Origin of the sequence: Streptomyces sp. NBC_00019 (assembly GCF_045041015.1) — a bacterium.
GTDB lineage: Bacteria > Actinomycetota > Actinomycetes > Streptomycetales > Streptomycetaceae > Streptomyces.
Genome location: NZ_CP108302.1, coordinates 9111650 through 9131890, shown reverse-complemented (window position 1 = coordinate 9131890; position 20241 = coordinate 9111650). Strand labels below are relative to the sequence as shown.

At 70.4% G+C, this 20241-nt stretch carries 16 protein-coding genes; 11 read left to right on the top strand and 5 right to left on the bottom strand.

Annotated features, from left to right (window positions below):
• Positions 1-98: 98 nt before the first annotated feature.
• The 10 genes from OHU89_RS42275 (at position 99) to OHU89_RS42230 (ending at position 10515) form a co-directional block, all read left to right on the top strand.
• On the top strand, positions 99-1262 hold the full coding sequence (locus OHU89_RS42275; protein WP_405650477.1) for a hypothetical protein: 1164 nt from the start codon (positions 99-101) through the stop codon (positions 1260-1262).
• On the top strand, positions 1259-2029 hold the full coding sequence (locus OHU89_RS42270) for a WecB/TagA/CpsF family glycosyltransferase (protein ID WP_266885011.1): 771 nt from the start codon (positions 1259-1261) through the stop codon (positions 2027-2029). Before OHU89_RS42275 ends, OHU89_RS42270 begins: the two co-directional genes overlap by 4 nt.
• The gene (locus OHU89_RS42265; protein WP_405650476.1) at positions 2029-3288 is read left to right on the top strand and encodes a nucleotide sugar dehydrogenase; all 1260 of its coding nucleotides are present in this window, start codon (positions 2029-2031) and stop codon (positions 3286-3288) included. The genes OHU89_RS42270 and OHU89_RS42265 overlap by 1 nt, the downstream gene beginning before the upstream one ends.
• Before the next feature lie 3 nt (positions 3289-3291).
• Positions 3292-4425 carry a non-hydrolyzing UDP-N-acetylglucosamine 2-epimerase gene (gene wecB, locus OHU89_RS42260; RefSeq protein WP_405650475.1) on the top strand — a complete coding sequence of 378 codons (1134 nt, stop codon included), beginning with the start codon at positions 3292-3294 and terminating at the stop codon, positions 4423-4425.
• Between the two features lie 51 nt (positions 4426-4476).
• Complete coding sequence (locus tag OHU89_RS42255) at positions 4477-5343, top strand: Wzz/FepE/Etk N-terminal domain-containing protein (RefSeq protein WP_405650474.1); 867 nt, start codon at positions 4477-4479, stop codon at positions 5341-5343.
• Positions 5306-6853 (top strand): oligosaccharide flippase family protein, encoded by a 1548-nt coding sequence (locus OHU89_RS42250; protein ID WP_405650472.1) that lies wholly within the window; start codon positions 5306-5308, stop codon positions 6851-6853. The genes OHU89_RS42255 and OHU89_RS42250 overlap by 38 nt, the downstream gene beginning before the upstream one ends.
• A gap of 10 nt (positions 6854-6863) precedes the next feature.
• The gene (locus OHU89_RS42245; RefSeq protein WP_405650471.1) at positions 6864-7988 is read left to right on the top strand and encodes a hypothetical protein; all 1125 of its coding nucleotides are present in this window, start codon (positions 6864-6866) and stop codon (positions 7986-7988) included.
• A complete protein-coding gene (locus OHU89_RS42240; RefSeq protein ID WP_405650469.1) occupies positions 7985-8794 on the top strand; it encodes a glycosyltransferase family 2 protein in 810 nt (269 codons plus the stop codon). The genes OHU89_RS42245 and OHU89_RS42240 overlap by 4 nt, the downstream gene beginning before the upstream one ends.
• 66 nt (positions 8795-8860) lie before the next feature.
• Positions 8861-9532 carry a class I SAM-dependent methyltransferase gene (locus OHU89_RS42235; RefSeq protein ID WP_361557709.1) on the top strand — a complete coding sequence of 224 codons (672 nt, stop codon included), beginning with the start codon at positions 8861-8863 and terminating at the stop codon, positions 9530-9532.
• Positions 9532-10515 carry a class I SAM-dependent methyltransferase gene (locus tag OHU89_RS42230; RefSeq protein ID WP_405650468.1) on the top strand — a complete coding sequence of 328 codons (984 nt, stop codon included), beginning with the start codon at positions 9532-9534 and terminating at the stop codon, positions 10513-10515. Before OHU89_RS42235 ends, OHU89_RS42230 begins: the two co-directional genes overlap by 1 nt.
• Before the next feature lie 95 nt (positions 10516-10610).
• On the opposite strand, the gene OHU89_RS42225 is transcribed toward OHU89_RS42230, so the two are convergent.
• Both OHU89_RS42225 and OHU89_RS42220 read right to left on the bottom strand, forming a co-directional pair.
• On the bottom strand, positions 10611-11510 hold the full coding sequence (locus tag OHU89_RS42225) for a glycosyltransferase family 2 protein (protein WP_405650466.1): 900 nt from the start codon (positions 11508-11510) through the stop codon (positions 10611-10613).
• Positions 11507-13540: an O-antigen ligase family protein gene (locus OHU89_RS42220; protein WP_267014191.1), complete on the bottom strand. Its 2034-nt coding sequence runs from the start codon at positions 13538-13540 to the stop codon at positions 11507-11509. The genes OHU89_RS42225 and OHU89_RS42220 overlap by 4 nt, the downstream gene beginning before the upstream one ends.
• 77 nt (positions 13541-13617) lie before the next feature.
• Between OHU89_RS42220 and OHU89_RS42215 the strand changes: the two genes are divergently transcribed.
• Positions 13618-14289, top strand: a complete 672-nt coding sequence (locus tag OHU89_RS42215; protein WP_405650465.1) for a hypothetical protein — start codon at positions 13618-13620, stop codon at positions 14287-14289.
• A 56-nt stretch (positions 14290-14345) separates the two neighbouring features.
• Here OHU89_RS42215 and OHU89_RS42210 read toward each other — a convergent pair whose 3' ends face one another.
• The 3 genes from OHU89_RS42210 to OHU89_RS42200 all read right to left on the bottom strand — a co-directional run bounded on the left by OHU89_RS42210 (position 14346) and on the right by OHU89_RS42200 (position 20241).
• The gene (locus OHU89_RS42210; RefSeq protein ID WP_365410938.1) at positions 14346-15392 is read right to left on the bottom strand and encodes a glycosyltransferase; all 1047 of its coding nucleotides are present in this window, start codon (positions 15390-15392) and stop codon (positions 14346-14348) included.
• A gap of 56 nt (positions 15393-15448) precedes the next feature.
• The gene (locus tag OHU89_RS42205) at positions 15449-19054 is read right to left on the bottom strand and encodes a DUF4082 domain-containing protein (RefSeq protein WP_405650464.1); all 3606 of its coding nucleotides are present in this window, start codon (positions 19052-19054) and stop codon (positions 15449-15451) included.
• Between the two features lie 68 nt (positions 19055-19122).
• On the bottom strand, positions 19123-20241 hold the full coding sequence (locus tag OHU89_RS42200) for a DegT/DnrJ/EryC1/StrS family aminotransferase (protein ID WP_405650462.1): 1119 nt from the start codon (positions 20239-20241) through the stop codon (positions 19123-19125).

Below are 20241 nucleotides of genomic sequence, written 5' to 3'. Positions count from 1 at the left end.
CCTGACGTCCACCTTCTTCCGCCGTATGGCCATCCGTGCCAGCGGCGATCCCAGTCTGCGCAAAACAGGACCCACAGGGGGGTTGGTGTGCCCAAAAGATGACCAGCACACGTCTGGCGGCACTCGGTCATGAGGAACCGCCACTGCTCTCGCTCGCCCAACGGCTACTGTCAGTAGCCGAGTTGGGGCTCCCGGAGATGCTGCTCCCGGGTGGTGAAGCCTTCTCCTTCACCATGTCCGGGCGCAAAGCCTCCGACGGTTCCTGGACCCTGGACCGGCGCGGGACCAGCACCCGGTACGCGGCCATCACCGCACTGGGAGTCGAGTTCCTCCCCGAGGACCGCCAGCGCGCGGTGCTCGCGGGACGCACCGCCCAGGAGTTCACGGGTCTGCTGATCGAGTCGCTGCCCGCGGTGACCAACCTCGGTGACGCGGCGCTCATCGCCTGGGCCGCCGCCGAGACCGGGCACCCCAAACTGTCCGACGCCCTCGCACGGGTCGAGGCCCTGGACGAGGAGGGCCGGCCCCAGTACACCGTCGAGGTGGCATGGGTGCTGTCCGCGCTCGCGGCCGCTCGCGACACGGTCGACGTGGAGAGACGTTTCACCTCGGCCCGCGACCGTCTGCTGCGGGCCCGCATCGGCGACAGCCCGCTGTTCCCGCACGCCACCGGCCCCGGCCTGGTGCCCTGGTACCGGGCACATGTGGCCTGCTTCGCCGACCAGACATACCCGCTGCAGGCCCTGGCCCGCGCCCACGCCAGCGACGACCAGGGCGGCGACCCGGAGGCACTGGCCGCGTCCGAGGCGTGCGCGAAGCGCATCTGCGAGCTGCAGGGCGACGGCGGGCAGTGGTGGTGGCACTACGACGCGCGCACCGGCGCTGTCGTGGAGGGCTACCCGGTCTACAGCGTCCACCAGCACGCGATGGCCCCGACCGCCCTGTTCGACCTCACCGACGCCGGCGGCAGCGACTTCGGCGCGTCGATCCGCAAGGGCCTGCGCTGGATGTCGGACGTACCCGAACTGGGCGCCGGCCATGAGCCGTTGATCCTCGACGAGCTCGGCGCCACCTGGCGCAAGGTCTACCGGGGCGACCCGAAGAAGGCCGTACGCGCCGCCCGGGGCCTCGGCACCCGGGTCGTACCGGGCCTGCGGCTGAAGTCCCTGGACCGGGTGTACCGCCCCCTGTCCGTGGACCGCGAGTGCCGCCCGTACGAGTTCGGCTGGATGCTCCACGCCTGGCAGGGGGGCCGGATATGAGCGAGCGCCGGACCCTGTTCGGGGTCGAGCTGGACCCGCTGACCATGGACGAGACCGTGGAGCGCTGCCTCGACGCGGTCCGGGACGGCCGCCAGCTGGAGATCGGGGTGGTCAACGCCGCGAAGCTGGTGAACATGCGGCGCGACCCCAGGCTCGCCGAGGCCGTGTCCGGGTGCGATCTCGTCGTCGCCGACGGACAGGCCGTGGTCTGGGCCGGCCGGGTGCTGCGCGCCCCGCTGCCGGAACGGGTGGCCGGGATCGACCTGTTCCTGCGACTGCTGGGCGAGGCGGAGTCGGCGGGCATCTCGGTGTACTTCCTCGGCGCCAAGCAGGAGGTGCTGGCGGAGATGCTGCGCCGGGTGGCCGACCGCTTCCCCGGTCTGAAGGTCGCCGGCAGCCGCAACGGCTACTTCGACGACTCCCAGCAGGAAGCCATCGCGGACACCATCGCGGACAGCGGCGCCCAGATGCTCTTCCTTGGCATGACCTCGCCGAAGAAGGAGATCTTCACCGCCGCCCACGGCGCGCGCACCGGTGCCCGGGTCGTGCACGGGGTCGGTGGCTCCTTCGACATCCTGGCCGGTATCACCAAGCGGGCCCCCGCCGCCTGGCAGCGGATGGGGCTCGAGTGGCTCTACCGCACGCTGCAGGAGCCGCGGCGCCTGGGCCGGCGCTATCTCACCACCAATGCTGCCTTCGTCCTCATGACGGCGCGCGAGTTCATCCGGCTCTCCCCGCAGGCCGCTTCCGCGAACAGGAGTCACTGATGCGTGTCGTCGTGGTTGGACAGGGATACGTCGGCCTGCCGCTGGCCATCCGCGCCGCCGAGGTCGGACACGAGGTGATCGGCTACGACGTCGACGCCCGGCGGATCAAGAGCCTGGCCGCCGGTGAGTCCTTCGTCGAGGACGTCTCCTCCGAGCGGATCCGCGTGGCACTGGACAACGGCACCTACAGACCGAGCGAATCGGCCCGCGACTGCGGCGGGTTCGACGTCGCCGTCGTGACCGTCCCGACCCCGCTGCACGAGGGCACTCCCGACCTGCGGTACATCAAGGAGTCGGCGGTCACCCTCGCCCGCTATCTGCGCCCCGGGGCCACCGTCGTCCTGGAGTCGACCACTTATCCCGGCACCACCCAGGAGCTGTTCGGCCCGCTCCTGGAGGACGGTTCGGGCCTGGCCGCGGGCGCCGACTTCCACCTCGGCTACAGCCCGGAGCGCATCGACCCCGGCAACGCCGTCTGGGGCTTCCAGGAGACCCCGAAGGTCGTCTCCGGCGTCGACGCCGCCTCCCTCAAGGCCGTTCAGGACTTCTACGCCGAACTCGTCGACACCACCGTGCCGGTGAGCTCGCCCAAGGAGGCCGAACTCGCCAAGCTCCTGGAGAACACCTTCCGTCATGTGAACATCGCGCTGGTCAACGAGATCGCGATGTTCGCCCACCACCTGGACATCGACGTCTGGCAGGCCATCGAGGCCGCCTCCAGCAAGCCGTTCGGCTTCATGAAGTTCACGCCCGGACCTGGCGTCGGCGGTCACTGCCTGCCGATCGACCCCTCGTACCTGTCCTGGCGGGTGCAGCGCGAACTCGGCCAGAGCTTCCGGTTCGTGGAGCTGGCCAACGACATCAACAACCACATGCCCGAGTACGTGGCGCGCCGCATCAGCGACCTGTTCAACACCAGACGCCGTTCGGTGAACGGCTCGCGCATCCTGCTGCTCGGCCTGGCGTACAAGAAGAACACCGGCGACGCCCGGGAGTCGCCCGCCCTGCGCATCTCCCAACTGCTGCTCGACTTGGGGGCCCAGGTCAGGGCGGCGGACCCGCATGTGGTCGAGAGTCTGCCGGTGGACACCCGCCTGGTGCGGGTCGAGCCCACTCCGGAGGAGCTGTCGGCCGCCGATGTGGTGGTCCTGCTCACCGACCATGACGGCTTCGACTACGAACTCGTCGCCGAACACGCTCCCTTGGTCCTGGACTGCCGCCGCCGGCTGCCGTCGGGACCCACGATCGAGGTGCTCTGAACCATGCCGCGCATCGTCTGCGTCGCCGGGGCCCGCCCCAACTACATGAAGATCAAACCGGTGATGGATGCCCTGGAAAGCCGGGGCGCCGAGGTCGTCCTCGTCCACACCGGCCAGCACTACGACCCGGCGATGAACGACGTGTTCTTCGCCGACCTCGGCATCCGGCCGCCCGACCGCTTCCTCGGAGTCGGTTCGGGCAGCCACGCCGAGCAGACCGGCCGGGTGATGACCGCCTTCGAGCCGCTCCTGGACGAGGTGAAGCCGGACATCGTCGTGGTGGTCGGCGACATCAACTCCACGCTGGCCTGCGCCCTGGTCACCGCCAAGGCCGGACCGCTCCTCGCCCATGTCGAGGCCGGTCTGCGCAGCCGCGACTGGGGCATGCCGGAGGAGGTCAACCGCGTCGCCACCGACCGCGTCAGCGACTACCTGCTGGCCCCCTCCCCGGACGCGGTCGAGAACCTGCGCGCGGAGGGGTACCGAGAGGACCAGATCCACCTCGTCGGCAACGTCATGATCGACACGCTGCTGACCAACCTGGAGCGGGCCAGGGCCTCGGACGTCCTCGATCGATACGGCCTGGCCAGAGGCGAGTTCGGCCTGGTCACCCTGCACCGCCCCGCCAACGTCGACGACCCCGAGATCCTCGCCGGGCTCCTGAAGGCCCTGGGCGAGATCGCCGGCCGCTGCCCGCTCCTGCTGCCCGTGCATCCGCGGGCGGCGGAGCGGCTGGCCGAGATCGGTGTCCCCGGGGGCATCAGGCTCGTACCGCCCGCCGGGTACCTGGATTTCATCGCCCTGCAGGACTCCGCCCGTGTCGTGCTGACCGACTCGGGCGGGGTGCAGGAGGAGACCACCGCACTGGGCGTGCCGTGTGTGACCCTGCGCGACAACACCGAGCGGCCCATCACCGTCGAGCAGGGCACCAACGCGCTGGCCGGCCGGGATCCGGCACGCATCGTGGCCACGGTGAACCGCGTACTGGACGCGTCTCCCGCGCCGCGCCGGCCCGAACTGTGGGACGGCCGCGCGAGCGACCGCATCGCCGAGGTGCTGCTGGCCGGAGGCACCGCGAACACCCGCCCCAGACCCACTGATCAGCCGAGACCCGGTGACCCATCGCTCCCCATATGATCCGCCTGAAACATATGCTCGTCGAACATCTGGTCGCTAGGGGGGACCGTCATGGATCTCGCTGAGATCTTCCGGGTCATGCGCAGGCGTTGGTACATCCTGCTGCCCGGGCTGCTGCTGACCGTGGGCCTGACGGTCGCCGTGACGCTGGTCGTTCCCGTCACGTACCAGTCGCAGAGCACGGTGATCCTCCTCAACTCGGAGAAGGCCACCGTCGCCTACGACGGCAACCCGTTCCTGAGCACCCAGACCTCGCTCACCGGCATGGCCGACAGCCTGGCCCGCAACCTCAACTCCGACGACTCCGTCCGGGAGCTCAAGTCCCGCGGCGCGACCGGCACCTTCGAGGCCAAGCTCGCCGACAACGCCCAGGGGCCGCTGATGTGGCTCACCGTCACGGGCACGGACCAGCGTGCGGTGCTGACCTCGGACAAGATCCTGACCGCGTATGCGAACGAGCGGCTGGAGCAGTTCCAGGAGGACCAGTCGGTCGCCCCCAAGGCCATGATCCGGCTGACGACGATCGTGTCCCCGCAGCCACCGGTCGCGCAGACCAAGACCCGGCTCGAGTACATGATCATGGCCGGGGGCCTGGGCCTGGTACTCACTCTGGTCGCCGTCTTCTACGTGGAGGCGCGGCGCCGGTCGCGCCCGCGGACAGACGCGGGACCGGTCGAAGCACCGGAGACGACGACCGAGGCCCGCGCCCCCTCCCCCGCTCCGGCTTCCGAGGAGTCGGCCACGGAACAGACCATCGCGCTGCGCACACCGCCCGCCTGGGCGCGGTCCGCCGGGAACAGACCTGCCGCGGAGACGAAAGCGGGGCGGTCCGCCGTCGTCATGGCACCCGCCGCCGAGCCGCTCGACGAGGAGTCGACCAGTGGACAGCGTTCGCACACCGGACAGCGGGACCGCTGAGCCGAGCGACACCCCCGCTCCCGCGGCTGCCGCCTCCCTCGGCAAGAAGGTCCGTTCGGCGGCCCGTTGGAGCCTGATCAACACCGTTGTCATGCGGCTGGGCACCTTCGCGACCGGCATCGTGCTGGCGCGCTTCGCCCTTGGCCCCGCGGAATGGGGCGTGTACGGCATCGCCCAGACCGTGCTGCTGGTCCTGCTCTCCGCCAACGAACTGGGCGTGGGTCTGGCCATCGTGCGCTGGGAGGGGGACGCACGGCGGTTCGCGCCGACCGTACTGACCCTCAGCGTCCTCTCCAGCGGCCTGCTGTACGTGGCACTGTTCGCGGCGGCACCGACGGTGGCGGGCCTGCTCGGCTCGCCGGACGCCGCGGGTGTACTGCGGGTGATGTGCCTGTGCGTGGTGATCGACGGGGTCGCGCAGGTGCCCGCCAACTTCCTCACCCGGGAGTTCGCCCAGGGCAAGCGGATGATCATCGACGCGCTCAACTTCCTGATCAGCACCTCGGTGACGCTGCTGCTGGCCTTCGCGGGCTGGGGCGCGATGAGCTTCGCCGTGGGAGCCGTGGCGGGGAACGTCGTGACGCTGGTCGGCTGCGCGCTGGCCGCACCGGGCACCCTGAAGTTCGGCTGGAACCCCGAGCAGGCCCGGGCGCTGCTCAGGTTCGGGCTCCCGCTGGCGGGGGCGAGCATGCTGGCCCTCGCGGTGGTCAACGTCGACACCATGGTGGTGGGCGCGACGCTCGGCAATGTGGCGCTGGGCTTCTACGTGCTCGCCTTCAACATCTCCGGCTGGCCCGTGCGGATCATCTCCGAGGCCGTCCGCCGGGTCTCCTTCGCCGGGTTCTCGCGCCTGGCCGAGTCGCCCCAGGCACTCGCCCAGGGCTTCAGCCGGGCCCTGGGTGTGGTGGTCACCGCCACCGTCCCGCTCTGCGTCCTGCTGGCCGGCCTCGCGGGGCCGGCCATCGAGCTGATCTACGGCAGCCACTGGGCGCCCGCCGCCGCGGCACTGCCCTGGCTGATGGCCCTCGGCCTGATCCGCATCGGCAGCGAGCTCGCCTACGACTGTCTGGTCGCGATCGGACAACGCCGCTCGCTCTTCGTGGTGCAGGGCCTGTGGCTGGTGGCCCTGATCCCGGTACTCCTCGTCGGCGCCCGCACGAACGGCATCGTCGGCGCCTCCCAGGCCCATGTCCTGGTCGGCGGCGGCGTGGTGGTACCCGTCTTCCTGTTCGCCCTGAACCGTGGTGGCGTCGGTGTCGGCCTGATCGCCAGGGCCTGCGCCTGGCCCTTCCTCGGCGGGGCCGTGATGACCGCGATCCTCCTCGGCCTGGAGCGCCCGTTCGGCGACGGTCCGTTCGCGCTGCTCGCCCTCAGCACGATCGCCCTGGCCGGCTACACGCTGTGCGTCCTGCCCAGCCGCGACTTCCTGCGCGGCGTCGGCGGCGGCGACCGGCCCCAGCGCGGCCGCCACCGGTCCACCGCACCGGTCGGCCCACCCAACAGGACTTGAGGTGAACCCGATGTCACGGCGCATCAGCCGTAACTCGATCACAGGACTGCTGTTCGCGGCCTTGGTGGCCGTCTTGTGCGCGGCCTGCTCCAACTCGGGCCCGGACCGGGCCGCGTCGTCGAAGTGCCCGGGGGACGGGCCGACCTGTCGTACGAGCGGGTCCCCGGCGTCGCCGAGCACCGCGGCGTCGACCGCGGTCGGCAAGGCGACGGACCGCCCTGCCGCCTCGCCCTCCCCCTCGTCCTCCCCGACGAAGAAGCCCACCGCGACCGCGAGCGCCGGCGGCGCGTCCGGCGCCCCCGCGGCCAGGGTCAACTGCGCGTCACCCGGCGCCTGCGGGTTCCCCGACGCCGACACCACCGGTCCGCGGATCGCCCTCAAGCCCAAGAAGACCGGGTACTGGGCGATCCGTACCGACGGGCTCGTCATCCGGGGCCAGGACATCACCGGCTCGCTCGACATCTACGCGAACAACGTCACCGTCATCGACTCCAAGATCACCTCGGACAGCTGGTGGGGCATCAACCTGCGCCCCGGCTTCAGCGGCCTGAAGGTCCTGCACTCGGAGATCACGGCCGTCCCCGGCAAGGGGCCGGACAACGGCGGCGTGGACTACGCGGTGTCGAACATGGGAGGCAGCTCCATCGAGGTCGGCTGGTGCGACGTCTCGGTGTTCGGCGACGCCCTCTCCATGGGACAGGGCAATCTGCACGACAACTACGTGCACGACATCGAGCCGTTCATCAACCTGGGCGGCGAGTGGCAGCACACCAACACGGTGATCAGCGGCGGCGGCAACACCGGCCATCTGGTCATCCGCCACAACACGCTGCTCAACGCGACCAGCCTCAAGCAGGGAGCCTCGGGAAGCATCGGCCTGTTCGCGGACACCGGGGTGGTCCGCAACGTCACGGTGGACGACAACTGGATCGCCGGCGGCGCGTACGCCCTGTACGGCGGTTCCACGGGCGCCACCGGGATCAAGGTCACCGACAACATCTTCTCGACCGAGTACCACCCCGCGTCCGGTGGATACGGCGTGGTCGCGCACTGGAACCACAGCGGCGCCGGAAACGTGTGGCGCAACAACCGGCTGTCCGACGGCCGCCTGGCCAAGCCGGAGCCCGCCGCGTGAGCGCGGTCGTGCGCCGGGTCGCGCGGGCGCCCTGGACGCTGCTGAAGGGGGTGTTCGGCTGGCTGGTGCTCTTCGAGGCCAGGAACAAGGTCCTGCTGGCCCCCTCCGCGGTGCGGCTGCGCCGGATCGAGGACGCCGAGACCCGCCGGCTGGCCGCCGCCCTGCCGGCACCGCCCTCGGCGCTGGTCGCCACCGTCATCGCCACCCACCGACGCCCCGAGGCGCTGCGTGCCGCGGTGCGCTCGGCGCTGGACCAGACCGTTCGCGACCAGGTCGTCATCGTGGTCGACGACGGCGCAGGACTGCCCGAACTCCCGGACGACCCGAGGCTGTTCGCCGTCTCGCTGGCGCACAACACCGCAGTGGCCGGCGTCGTGCGCAACGTGGGCATCCGCCTCACCCGCTCCCGGTACGTGGCGTTCCTGGACGACGACAACCTCTGGGAACCCGACCATCTGGAACGGGCGTTGGCGGTCCTGGACTCCCCCGCCGGGCCCGACGGCGTCTACACGGCACTGCGCCGCGTCCTGCCCGACGGCACCGAGAACGACGTCCTGTCGGTGCCCTACGACCGGCGCCGTGCCGCCCGCGAGGCCTTCCTGGACACCAACGCCTTCGTCGCCCGCCGCAATCGCTCCCTGCACTTCAGCCGGCTGCGCCGGACACCGGAGGTGCTGCCCCGCGAGGACTGGGAGCTGATCCGGCGGTACGGCCGCCGGTACCGGGTGCGCCATGTGCCGCACCCGACCGTCCGATACCTGATGAACCCGGCCAGCTTCTACACGCGGTGGCGACAGCCCGGTTGAGGCCGGCGCACGCTCCGCTCCGACCGACGCCCAGACACTCCGCTCCGACCACAGGTGGTTGATCCGATGCCCCGATCCCGGGCCCTCAGAAACAAGTTCGTCGACGCGCCCGGCTCCCTGGGCGAACGCATGCGCGTCGCCCGCTGGGAGCGGTTCCGACGCTGCTTCCCCGGCATCGAGAACATGAGCGTCGTGGACCTGGGCGGCACGGCCGACATGTGGCTGCGCGCACCGGTGCGCGCCAAGCACGTCCACCTGATCAACCTGGAGGAACATCCCTCAGAGGTGCCCGACTGGATCACCACCGAGGTCGCCGACGTCACCGACCCGCGGGTCGCCGCCGAACTGAGCGCCAAGGGCGGCTACGACCTGGTGTTCTCCAACTCGACCATCGAGCACGTGGGCGGCCACAGCCAGCGGCAGAAGTTCGTCGCCGCCGTCGGGCAACTGGCCCCGCTGCACTGGATCCAGACCCCCTACCGCTACTTCCCCGTCGAGCCGCACTTCGTGGCGCCCGGCTTCCAGTTCCTGCCGCTGGCCGCCAGGGCCCGTCTCGTACGGCGCTGGCCGCTGGTGCACAGCCGCCCCGACAGCCCGGAGTCGGCGATGAACGCGGTGATCAACATCGAGCTGCTGACCCGCACCGAAATGCGCTACCTGTTCCCCGACTCGGTGCTCCTCAGCGAGCGGGTGCTCGGTGCCCCGAAGTCGCTCATCGCCGTCCGGACGGAGCGCTGATGCTGAACAACCTCATCAACAGACATGACGCGGACCGGCTGCTGCGCAAGGTGCGGAAGCTGGACCTGGACCCGGTGCTGGCCAAACTCCGGGTGCGCGGCGGCGCGCGCGTGGTCCAGCACTGGTCCCAGGTCGACCCGTCGCTGACCGAGTGGTGGGCGATACCGGCGGTCATCAAACGGTGGAACCTGCTGATGACCGGCGACGCGGAAACGTCCTTTCCCCAGTACGTGGCCGCCAAGCACTTCGCGCCGCGTACCGATCTGCGCGGCCTGTCCCTCGGGTGCGGCACCGGCGGCAACGAGCTGCTCTGGGCGAAGACCGGCGCGTTCTCCCTCCTGGAGGGCGTGGACGTGGCGCAGCAGCGGATCGACTTCGCCACCCGGGCCGCCGCCGAGGAGGGCCTCTCCGACGTCCTGCGTTTCCGGGTCACCGACGTCAACCAAATGGCCGCCGACGGGGAGCGCTTCGACGTGCTGCTGGGTCTGCAGTCGCTGCACCACTTCGACAACCTCGACGAGACGCTGCCGCGGCTGTCCCGACTGATCGAGCCCGACGGGACGTTCGTGATCGACGAGTTCGTCGGCCCCACCCGGTTCCAGTGGACCGACGGCCAACTGGACGCGGCGAACACTCTGTTGGCTCAGCTCCCCGAGGAGCGGCGGCGGCTGGCCGACGGGCGGGTCAAGCGGCGTGTGGTGCGGCCCAGCAGGCTGTCGATGGTGCTGGACGATCCCTCCGAGGCGGTCGATGCGGCGGCGTTGCTGCCGGGGCTGCGGCGGCTTTTCGACGTGGTCGAGGAGCGGCCGTACGGGGGGACGGTGCTGCACATCGCGTTCTCGGGGATCGCGCACAACTTCCGGGATCAGGAGCCGGAGACGTTGGCGTTGCTGGAGCGGTGCTTCGCTGCGGAGGACGCGGCGCTTTCTGATGTGGGGCACGACTTCGTTGCCATGGTGTGCCGGCCGCGTCGCGTGGACTGAGGGGGTGCCGGGCCATGTCGACTGTCGGCTGCGGCACCGTCGTGGCTGGTCGCGCAGTTCCCCGCGCCCCTAGGGAGACTGGGCGAGGTTCGTCACTATGGGCCCGGTGGCTTGCTCAGGGTGCCCGGGCGGGCGAGGGCCGCGGCGGCCGCTCGGCTCGCCTTGCGGCCCAGGGCTGCGCGTGAGGTCTCGCGGAGCAGGACCGCTGTGCGGAAGGCTGCTGTGGCCAAGGCGCCGTGGCGCTGGCGGTACAAGCGGACTCGGTTGACGGTGAGGAGGGTCCACAGGCGGGGGGACACCTGGGAGTCTCCGCCCAGGTGTACTGCCTCAGCTGTCGGGTCCAACTGCGTTGCGTAGCCCCTGTCCCGCGCCCGTAGGCAGTACTCGGTCTCCTCCGAGTAGAGGAAGAAGGACTCGTCCCACGGGCCGCACGCGGTCAGGCAGTCCGCCGATATCGCCATGAGCGCGCCGGTCGCCCAGTCCGCGCGGGTGGGGTGCTGGTAGGCGGCGGGGTCGGTGACGAGTTCGCTCAGGGCGGGGAAGCGTCCGGCCCGGGTGTTGCCGATCACGGCCTCGCCGAGGGCCCGGAGCACGGTGGACTCGCGGCGCAGTGAGCGGTGGGGCGTGTCGCTGCCCTCTTCGTACAGGAGGGGTACGGCGACCCCGACCCCGTCGCCGAGGTTGTCGACGAGGCGCTTGGCGCAGCCCTGCCGCATCCTGATGTCGGGATTGCAGATCAGCACCGCCCCGTACTCTCCGGCCGCGCCCAGCGCCGCGTTGATCCCGGCCGCGTACCCGGCGTTGCGGCCGGTCTGGACGATCGTGGTGTCCGGCGCCAGCTCCCGCAGCACGTCGACGGTGTCGTCGGCGGAGTCGTTGTCGGCGACGACCAGCCGCCAGTCGAGTCCGGCCATGCCCTCGGGAAGTGCGGCGAGGAACCCGGGGAGCACCGAGGCGCTGTTCCAGGTGACGACGATGACGGCGACGGGGCTCATCGGGACTCCACGAGTTCAGGGAGCTGGGCTTCGGACGGCTTACGGGGTGCGGGGACCTCGGCCGCCGCCGCTGCGGCCTCGCGGCGGATGAAGCCGAGGTAGCTGCCGCCGGCCCCCAGGGTCAGGAAGAACATCCCGGCGTACATGGGGAAGCTGAGCGCGTCGAAGGTGGCGCTGATGACCAGCGCGACCAGCGCCGAGGCGAGGAACGCCTGCCCGAGTTCGCGGTCCGAGTCGGTGCGGGCGAGGCGGCGGATGGTGCCGCCGGTGTGTATTCCGGTGATGAACAGGGCGAGCAGCGCGACCAGCCCCACGATGCCCATCTCGGCCAGGGTCAGCATGTACTGGTTGTCCGTGAAGAAGTACAGGTCGGGCGTGAACGTCCCGAATCCCCGCCCGAACCATGGGTGTTCGTCGAGGTAGGGGACGATCGCGCTGTACTTCACGGTGCGCGCCTGGGTGCTGCTGTCGGAGCCGGACAGGAAGCTCGCGAACAGGTTGGTGATGGTTCCGATCAGCCCCGGAATGATCACCTTGAAGCCGGCGACCGACCCCGTGATGATGGCGATGGCCGCCCAGCGTCGCTGCGGCTTCCAGCGGGGCACCATCACCAGGATCACGATGAGTGCGCCGATGATGGACGTCCTGGACACCGTCAGCGGCAGCGCGCCCGCCATGATCGCCACCGGGGCCCAGCGGCGCAGCGCACCGGCGTGCCGGCGTACCGGATCGAAGGCCTGGTGGACGGCGAAGGGAACGAGGATGGCCAGCATCCCGCCGAACTCCAGCGGATGGGCCGTGGTCGAGCGCGGCCGGGTGAAGGAGCCGCGGTCCATGGCGCTGATCCCCGCGGTGCTCGACTGCAGGCCGGGGATGTGGATGGAGTCGGCGATGTTGGTCGCGGCGAAGAAGTCGTAGTAGCCGATGAGGGCGACCACCGTGCCCAGGACGACGAGTCGGCGCATCAGGGTCTCCAGCCGGCTGCGCTCCTGGATGCCGGCCGATGCCAGCACCACCAGCGCCACCCAGACCCCGAGCCCGATGAGCCCGCGGTCGGCCCCGAGGACCTCCTCGTGCGTGCTGTTGCGGGTCGCGTCGGCGATGTAGGACAGCAGCACCGCCACGGCGAGCAGACACATCGCCACGCGCGGCAGCCTGGTGCCCTCGGCCGGACGGATGCGGCCGCCGAGCCAGGTCGCGAGGTACCAGAGAAGTCCCAGCAGGGCGAAGACGTTGGCCGGGGTGCCGACGCCGCCGAGCGCGGGCAGGGTGAGGTTCGACGGGACGAAGAAGGCCAGCGCCAGATAGCCGGTGAGGATCGTCGTGGCGTCCAGTCTCCGTGTCAGCAGGCCCTTGGGCGCCCGCTCCGGGGGCTTGGCGCGGTGGCGCCGGGGGACGTATCCCTCCCGGGCCCGTCCCCGGCGGCGGACCACCGCGACGCCTTCGGCCAGGATGGACAGCAGGAACGCGCTGACGACGCCGACGATGACGACCGACGCGATGTTCTGGTACCGGGCTTTCGGCTGCGAGACCGGTGTCTGCGGCAGCACGACCGGCGCGGCCTGCACGAGGTACCCGGTCGGCACCTTGGACGCGGCCTGCAGGGCCTTCAGTTGCTCCCCGGTGAACTTGGTGAGGGTGGTGGTCTCCTGGAGCACCTTCTCCCGGTCGGTTCCGGTGACGCTCAGGGTGAGCAGCGGGCTGTCGGCGGCCGGCGCGAATCCGACCGTGTACCGGTCCGTGACGCCTCGGGAGTGGAGTTCCTTGGCCGAGTCGCTCGACTGGAGCGTCCTGATCAGCACGTCGGCCGTGACGACCAGTGAACCGCCCGCGTTCGAGATGGGGTTGCCGAAGGTCGGCGCCAGCTCGGCGACCGCCGTGGAGTCCAGCAGGGTGACGGAGCTCTGCGACTGGTAGGAGACCGGGACGGTCCGGTACAGATATCCGCCCGCGAGAAGGCTGAGCAGGGTGAGGGGCACCATGAAGTACCAGCGCCTGCACATGATCGCCCAGATGTCGCCCAGGCTCATGAGAACTCTCCCCGGTGTGATTCGGTAGCGGCTCGCCCCAACGCCTGCGAGGATCGAGGCCGACGGAAGGAATCCCTGTGTCGCCTCGTGACGTCGCCGAAGCGCTGCTCCGCCGCTGGTACGTGTTGGTGCTCGCGCTCCTGCTGACGGCTGCCGGCGCCTATCCCGTGCTCCGCCCGACCCCGCAGTACCTGAGTTCGGCGGTGGTCGTCCTCAAGCCTCCGGCGACGGGCAACCAGCCGAACCAGCTGACGAATCTGCAGCCGCCGCTCGCCACGCTCTCGTACGGCGTCATCCAGCAGCTCGAATCGCCCGGCGGACGCAAGGAGTTGGCATCCGCCGGCGTCCACGGCACCTACCAGCTGATCCCGCGCAACAGCGGCACCAGCGCGACGCCCCGCTATCTGATCCCCTCGGTGCAGGTGCAGGCTCGCGGGGGCGATCCCGCCGCGGCCGACACCGCGGTCCGCCGGATCATCGCCGTCTACGCCGGGAATGTGGCGGACATCCAGGAGGCGCAGGGGATCGCGCCGGAGGCGCGGATCAACGCGTCCGTCCTGGTCACCCCGAGCGCCGCCCAGGTCCAGGGCACCAAGAGCCGTGCGCTGGCCGGTACGGCGCTGCTGGGCGGGCTCGTCGCGATCCTCGGCGCGCTGTGGTTCGACCGGTACGCGCTGCGTCGTAGGGGCAGGCAGGATGCCTCCCCGGAACCGCTTCCCCACGTCGGCGGGGTTCCGGTGGCGGGCTGAGCCGCCTTGCGGTGGGCCGGGGCGGCCGGTCGCGGCCCTCGGGTCGGGCGTGGTCATCAGATGCCGCGGCGCTTCCAGGACTCCCACCACAGCCACTCCCGCCCGCGCTCGGCCACGGCAGACCACACCAGCGGTTGCAGATACGGCATCGTCTTCGCACCGATGCGCTGTCTGAGGCGTAGCGCGCGGTACTCGGGCAGCCGCGCGTAGCCCGGCAGGCACTCCTGCGCGAAGGCCACGAGTTCGTCGACCGGGACGACGTCGGTGCGCCCCCGGTCGTAGGCGCGGTAGGCACGGCGCAGCGCGAAGCGGGCGAGGCGGGTGTGCACGGAGCCGGCCAGTCGGTCGGCCTGCGGCAGCAGGTCGGAGCATTTGTCGAGCACGGAGTCGTACGCCACCAGTCGCTGGCGCAGGTCGTCGAGCTGACCGCCGAAGTCGGTGGTGGACATGTTGTTGCCGTGGACGCGGTAGTAGGCCTGGTCGGCGCCGCGTACGTGGCCTACGTCGGCGCGGGCCGCGAGCCGCATCCACATCTCGATGTCGCCGGCGTGCGGAAGCGCGGGGTCGTAGCCGCCCACCTCGCGCTGGAGGCTGGTGCGGACGACGACCTCGGGCGAGGTGATGCAGCCGGTGCCTTCGCGGAACCGGCGCTCCAGCCACCAGTGCCCGGGGTAGACGACCGAACCGGTGCCGCTGGTGCGGGCCTTGGGCAGCGGGCCGCCGTGCTGGAAGCGCAGGGGACGGCCGTAGGCGAATCCCGCCTCCGGATGGGCGTCGAGGAGCGCGGCGGCGCGTACCAGTGCGCCGGGGACCAGGCGGTCGTCGGCGGAGAGCAGTGCCACGTAGTCACCGTCGGCCCACTCGAGGAGGCCCTCGTTGTAGGTGGCGATGTGGCCCTTGTTGGTCTCGTGGACGCGGACCTCGATACGCGGGTCGGAGGCCGCCAGCTTGCGCGCGGTCTCCGCCGAGTCGTCGGGCGAGGCGTCGTCGATGATGAGGACCCGGACATCGACGCCCTCCTGCTCGTCCAGAACGCTGCTGACGCAGTCGGCGAGGAAGTCGCCGTACTTGTAGCAGGGGATCACGACACTGACGGTGGACATCGGTGATGAGGCCAATCCCCGGTGCCGGCCTCCGCGGAGGCCGGCACCGGTGCGCACTAGTGCTTCTTACGGACGGTCTTGCTGGTCAGGGTCCAGTCACGGGACTTCACCGTGTGGTGCTTCTTGTCCCGGGCCGTGACCGTGATCTTGAACCGCGTGCCGTCCGGCAGCGGGGCGGACAGATGGACGGACACCTTGTGGGTGGCCCGGTCGTAGTTGAGGACGGCCTTGACGTGGAGCTTCCTGGCGACCGCGGCCTTGGCGCCCGGCAGGATGGTCACCGTCGCCTTCACCGACCCGACCTTCGTCGCGCTGGGCAGCGTCGTGACGAGCGGGTGCGCCGCGTCGGCGGTGCGTGCCAGCAGGGAGGCGGTCTCCTCCGACGTGGTGCCCGACGTCAGCGACGCGGACGGGTCCTCGGCGGTGAAGAGCGGCCCGACCCAGTAGTTCGCGGATCCGTAGGAACTGTTGGGGAAGGCCACGTCACTGCCGTACCGGTAGAGCCCGTTGTGGGCCGTGCTGATGTCGGCGGTGGCGGTCAGCGGATACGACTTGTGGGCCGACGCGAAGTAGCCGCCGTCCACCGCGTAGTTGCCGTTCGGTGCGTGGTAGGAGACGACGTACGCGGTGTCCGCGCTGATCGCCACCGGGGTGGCGAAGGTCATCGTCTGCCAGCCGGAGGCGGACTCGCTGGTGAAGGTGCCGGAGGCGAGGAGCGTGCCGTCGGTGGACCAGAGGCTGCCCGTGTGGGTGCCGGTGTTGGTCGCTCCCTTGTAGAAGGTGACGCCGGTGACCCAGCCGCTCGCCGAGGACTGGAACCGGGTGCCCAGTTCGAGGGAGTTGGGGTCGTCGGTGACGGCGGTCCTGGCCGGCACGGTGCTGGAGCTCCACAGCGTGCAGGGGCAGGTGACCGCGGGCGGGGAGGAACTGGTGGTGAACGTCCATGTCACCGGAGCCGCCATGGCATTGCCCCACAGGTCCTCGGCCTGCACCGAGGCGGTGTACGTGGTGTGCAGCTCCAGCTCCGTCGACGGGGTGAAGGTCGCCTTGTTCGACGCGGGCAGCGTCTTGGCACCCGGCACGGTGTTGCCGTTCGGGTCCTTCACCGTGAACGTCAGCGTGTCGCCGTCGATGGCGTGGTCGAAGACGGCCGACACCGGTGTGGTGATCGCCGCGCCGGTGGCCCCCGAGGTCGGGGACGTCGAGGTGACGACGGGCGGGGTCGTACTGGCCGTCGCGGTGTCCAGCACCACGTCCACCCAGTAGTTGCTGCCCGAGGACGCCGAGGACGGGAAGGCGCTGGTGGAGCTGTAGCGGTAGACGCCGTTGCCGCCGTCGGTGCCGGACTTCAGGGCCGTGAGCGGGGCCAGCCCGGCGGAGTTGTTCGCGAAGTAGCCGCCGTCGTAGGAGTAGCCGCCGTTGGGGGCGAAGTACGAGGCGACGTAGGTGGTGTTGGCCTTGACGGTCACCGGGGTGGCGAAGTTCAGCTGCTGCCAGCCGGAGGCCGTCTCGTTGGTGAAGGTGCCGGTGGCCAGGCGGGTGCCGGAGGCGCTCCACAGGCTGCCGATGTGGGTGCCGGTGTTGGCGGGTGACTTGTAGAAGCGGACACCGGTGATCGAACCGGCCACCGTGGTACGGATCTTGACGCCGAGTTCGAGCGGACCGGCGTCGCCCGCGTTGAGGGTGCCGGGGACGGCCGTGGCCGGCCAGATGGTGCAGGGGCAGGCCTGGGGGCCGACGGTCAGCGGGATGGTGGTGACGGCGCCGATGTTGACGCTGTCGTCCACCGCGCGCACCTTGATGGACGCGCTGCCCGGTGTCGTCGGCGTCCAGCTGTAGGTCCAGGACGTGAGTCCGGTCGCGGCGTTCCAGGTGGTTCCGCCGTCGGTGGAGACCTCCGTGCGGGCCACCACTCCCCCGCCGGAGTCGGTGGCGGTGCCCTTGACGGTGACCGGCTTCAGCGCCGGGACGGTGGCCCCGGAGGCCGGGGCGGTGACCGTGATGGCCGGGCCGGTGGTGTCGGTTGAGGCCGTGGCGGCGGTGAGGTTGCTCTGCAGGTTCTTCGGCTGGACGCCCATGTCGGCGAAGACGTTCACGGTCGCCTGCTGCATGCGGACGTCCTCGGTGACCACGACGTCGTCGGGGTCGTACGCCGGCAGGTTGGTCAGGCCCCACGACCACTGCACGGTGCCCGCGCCGAACACCAGGGCCCCGGAGTCCTGGTCGCGGAACTCGACGAGATTGTGCGTCGCCGTCCCGTTGCCGTACATGTTGCCCCAGTCCAGGCGGTACTTGCCGTCGTCGATGTCCACCGTCGTGGACGACAGATGGATCGCGCCGGCGGGCCTGGTGCTGTTGACGATGTCGCTGTCCCACTCGTAGCCGAGGGTGCCCGCCGGGAACGTGGCGGTCTGGCTCGACGTGAGGTTCGCGATGGAGGTGTTGCGCCACAGCCGGTTCTTGCCGTACGAGCCGGGGACCGTGATCGAGTCGGCGCGGTAGCCGTTCACGGTGAACATGGAGCCGGTGAGGATGTTCGGCGGCTGGTAGTCCATGCCGTACTGGGTGCTGGTCGGGTCCATCCAGGTGCCGGTCCATTCACCGCTGGGGTCGGCGATGCCGTTGCCCTGCACCATCTTCGTCATCTTGTAGCAGGTCATGGTGCGGTTCGAGGTGCTGGTGCCGTCGATGCTCGGGGCGAGCCGCGTCTTCCAGAAGACCTCGTTGCCGCTGAAGTAGCCCTGCCGCACGCCGGCCTTCCGGGCCGCCAGGACGTTGTTGTACTGGCTCTGTGTCCAGTACTCGTCATGGCCCGAGGACAGATACACGTCGTGGTTCTTCAGCAGGGTGTCACCACGGGTCGACACGTCCACGCCGGACAGATAGCTGACGTCGTAGCCGTTGCGCTCCAGCCACGACAGCATCATGAACTCGGAGCCGTAGATGCCGTTGTCACCGCCGATGTCCAGTGGCCGGTTGTAACTGACCTCGTAGGCACGGCCGTCCGGCGCCGGTCCGGTGCCTCCGTAGAGGTCCTGGCCGCCGTAGTCGTTGTACGCCTGCCAGGTCTGGTCGCTGGTCTGCACGACGATGTCGGAGGTGCTGGAGTCCTTGCGGACGACGAACGGGTACGGCATCAGGCCGTCGCCGTCGGTCTGCGTCAGGTTCGCGATGTACAGGCCGGACACGGCGTCGCTGGGCACGGTCCAGTTCACGGTCACGGGCCAGTTGCCGCAGTCGACCAGGCCGGTGCTCGCCTTGGTGGTGCAACTGGCGGCCTTGTTCGTGTAGTTGGCCGGGTAGGTCACGGCCGCCTGCGCCGTGGTCGACATCAGGCGCGCCCCGTCACCGCCGTACCAGCCCAGTCGGTAGATCTCCACGCGGTAGGTGACCGGCGACTGGATCTTGAACTGGACGGTGTCACCGGCCTGGACGCTCTCCTTGGTGGTGAACCCCTTGATGTCACCGTAGGAGTTGGGCGAGTACCAGTCGGACATCGGGCTGCCCGCCTTGGAGTTCTCGCAGACGACAGCGTTCGACCCCGTACCGCAGGGATCGGACACCGCCGCCTGGGCGGATACGGCCTGCGGGAGCACCGCCCATATCAATGCTGCTGCGACGGCGAGGCGCCCGCCCCGGAGCCGTCTGCCCCATCTGTTCATGTGTACCTCTCAGCGGTGCTGTGCAGGAGCGCCCCGTGCTGTGGGGGTGGAGCGTGTTGAGGGGCCGGTCAGCCGCGGAGGGCGTGGGCGAGGGTGTCCACGACTCGTCGCTGCTGGTCGGCGGTGAGGTGCGGGTGGAGCGGAAGCGACAGGATCCGGTCCGCCGTGTGCTCGGCGTTCGGGAAGTCGCCCCGGGCGTGGCCGAGATGGCGGTACGCCGGCGTGAGGTGGACGGGGGCGGGATAGTGCACTCCGGCACCGATGCCCTCGGCGTTGAGCTTGCCGACGATGTCGTCGCGGTCCGCGCCGGCGACCTGGACGACGTAGAGGTGCCAGACGTGGACGTTGCCCGTGTCCGTCGTCGGGAGCACCACCCGGCCGCCGGCCGCCAGGTCGGCGAGGAGTGTGTCGTAGCGGGCCGCGGCCGCCCGTCGGGCGGCGTTGCCGGCCGCCAGCCGGGCGAGCTTCGCCCGCAGGACGACGGCCTGGAGCCCGTCCAGCCGGCTGTTGAACCCCGGGACGTCGTGGCGGTACTTGGCGACGCCGCCGTGGTTCGCGATCGCGCGCACCAGGTCGGCCTGTTCCCCGTCGTCGGTCAGCACCGCGCCCGCGTCGCCGTAGGCACCGAGGTTCTTGCCCGGGTAGAAGCTGGTCGCCGCGATCAGGCCGCTGCCCGGTGACCGGCCGTCGCGGGTGGCGCCCTGGCACTGGGCGGCGTCCTCGACGATCCGTACGTGGCCCGGGAGTCGGTCGGACAGGGCCGTCACGTCGGCCATCTGGCCGTAGAGGTGCACGGGTACCACCGCACGGGTGGCCGGGCCGACCGCGTCCAGTGCCGCCTGGGGGTCGAGCAGATAGGTGTCGGGCAGACAGTCCGCGAGGACCGGTGTCGCACCGGTCCTGGCCACCGCGCCGGCGGTGGCGATGAAGGTGTTGGCGGGGACGACGACCTCGTCGCCGGGCCCGACTCCGCTGACCCGCAAAGCGAGTTCGAGGGCGTCGGTGCCGTTGGCGACACCCACGCAGTGCGCGACCGAGCCGAAGTCGGCGTACTCGCGCTCGAAGTGGCGGACCTCGTCGCCGCCGACGAACGCGGTGTTGGCCAGGACCCGTTCGAATCCGGCCCGTACCTCGTCGGCGACGTCCTCGTGGGCCGCTTTGAGGTCCACCAGCGGAATCTGGTTCAT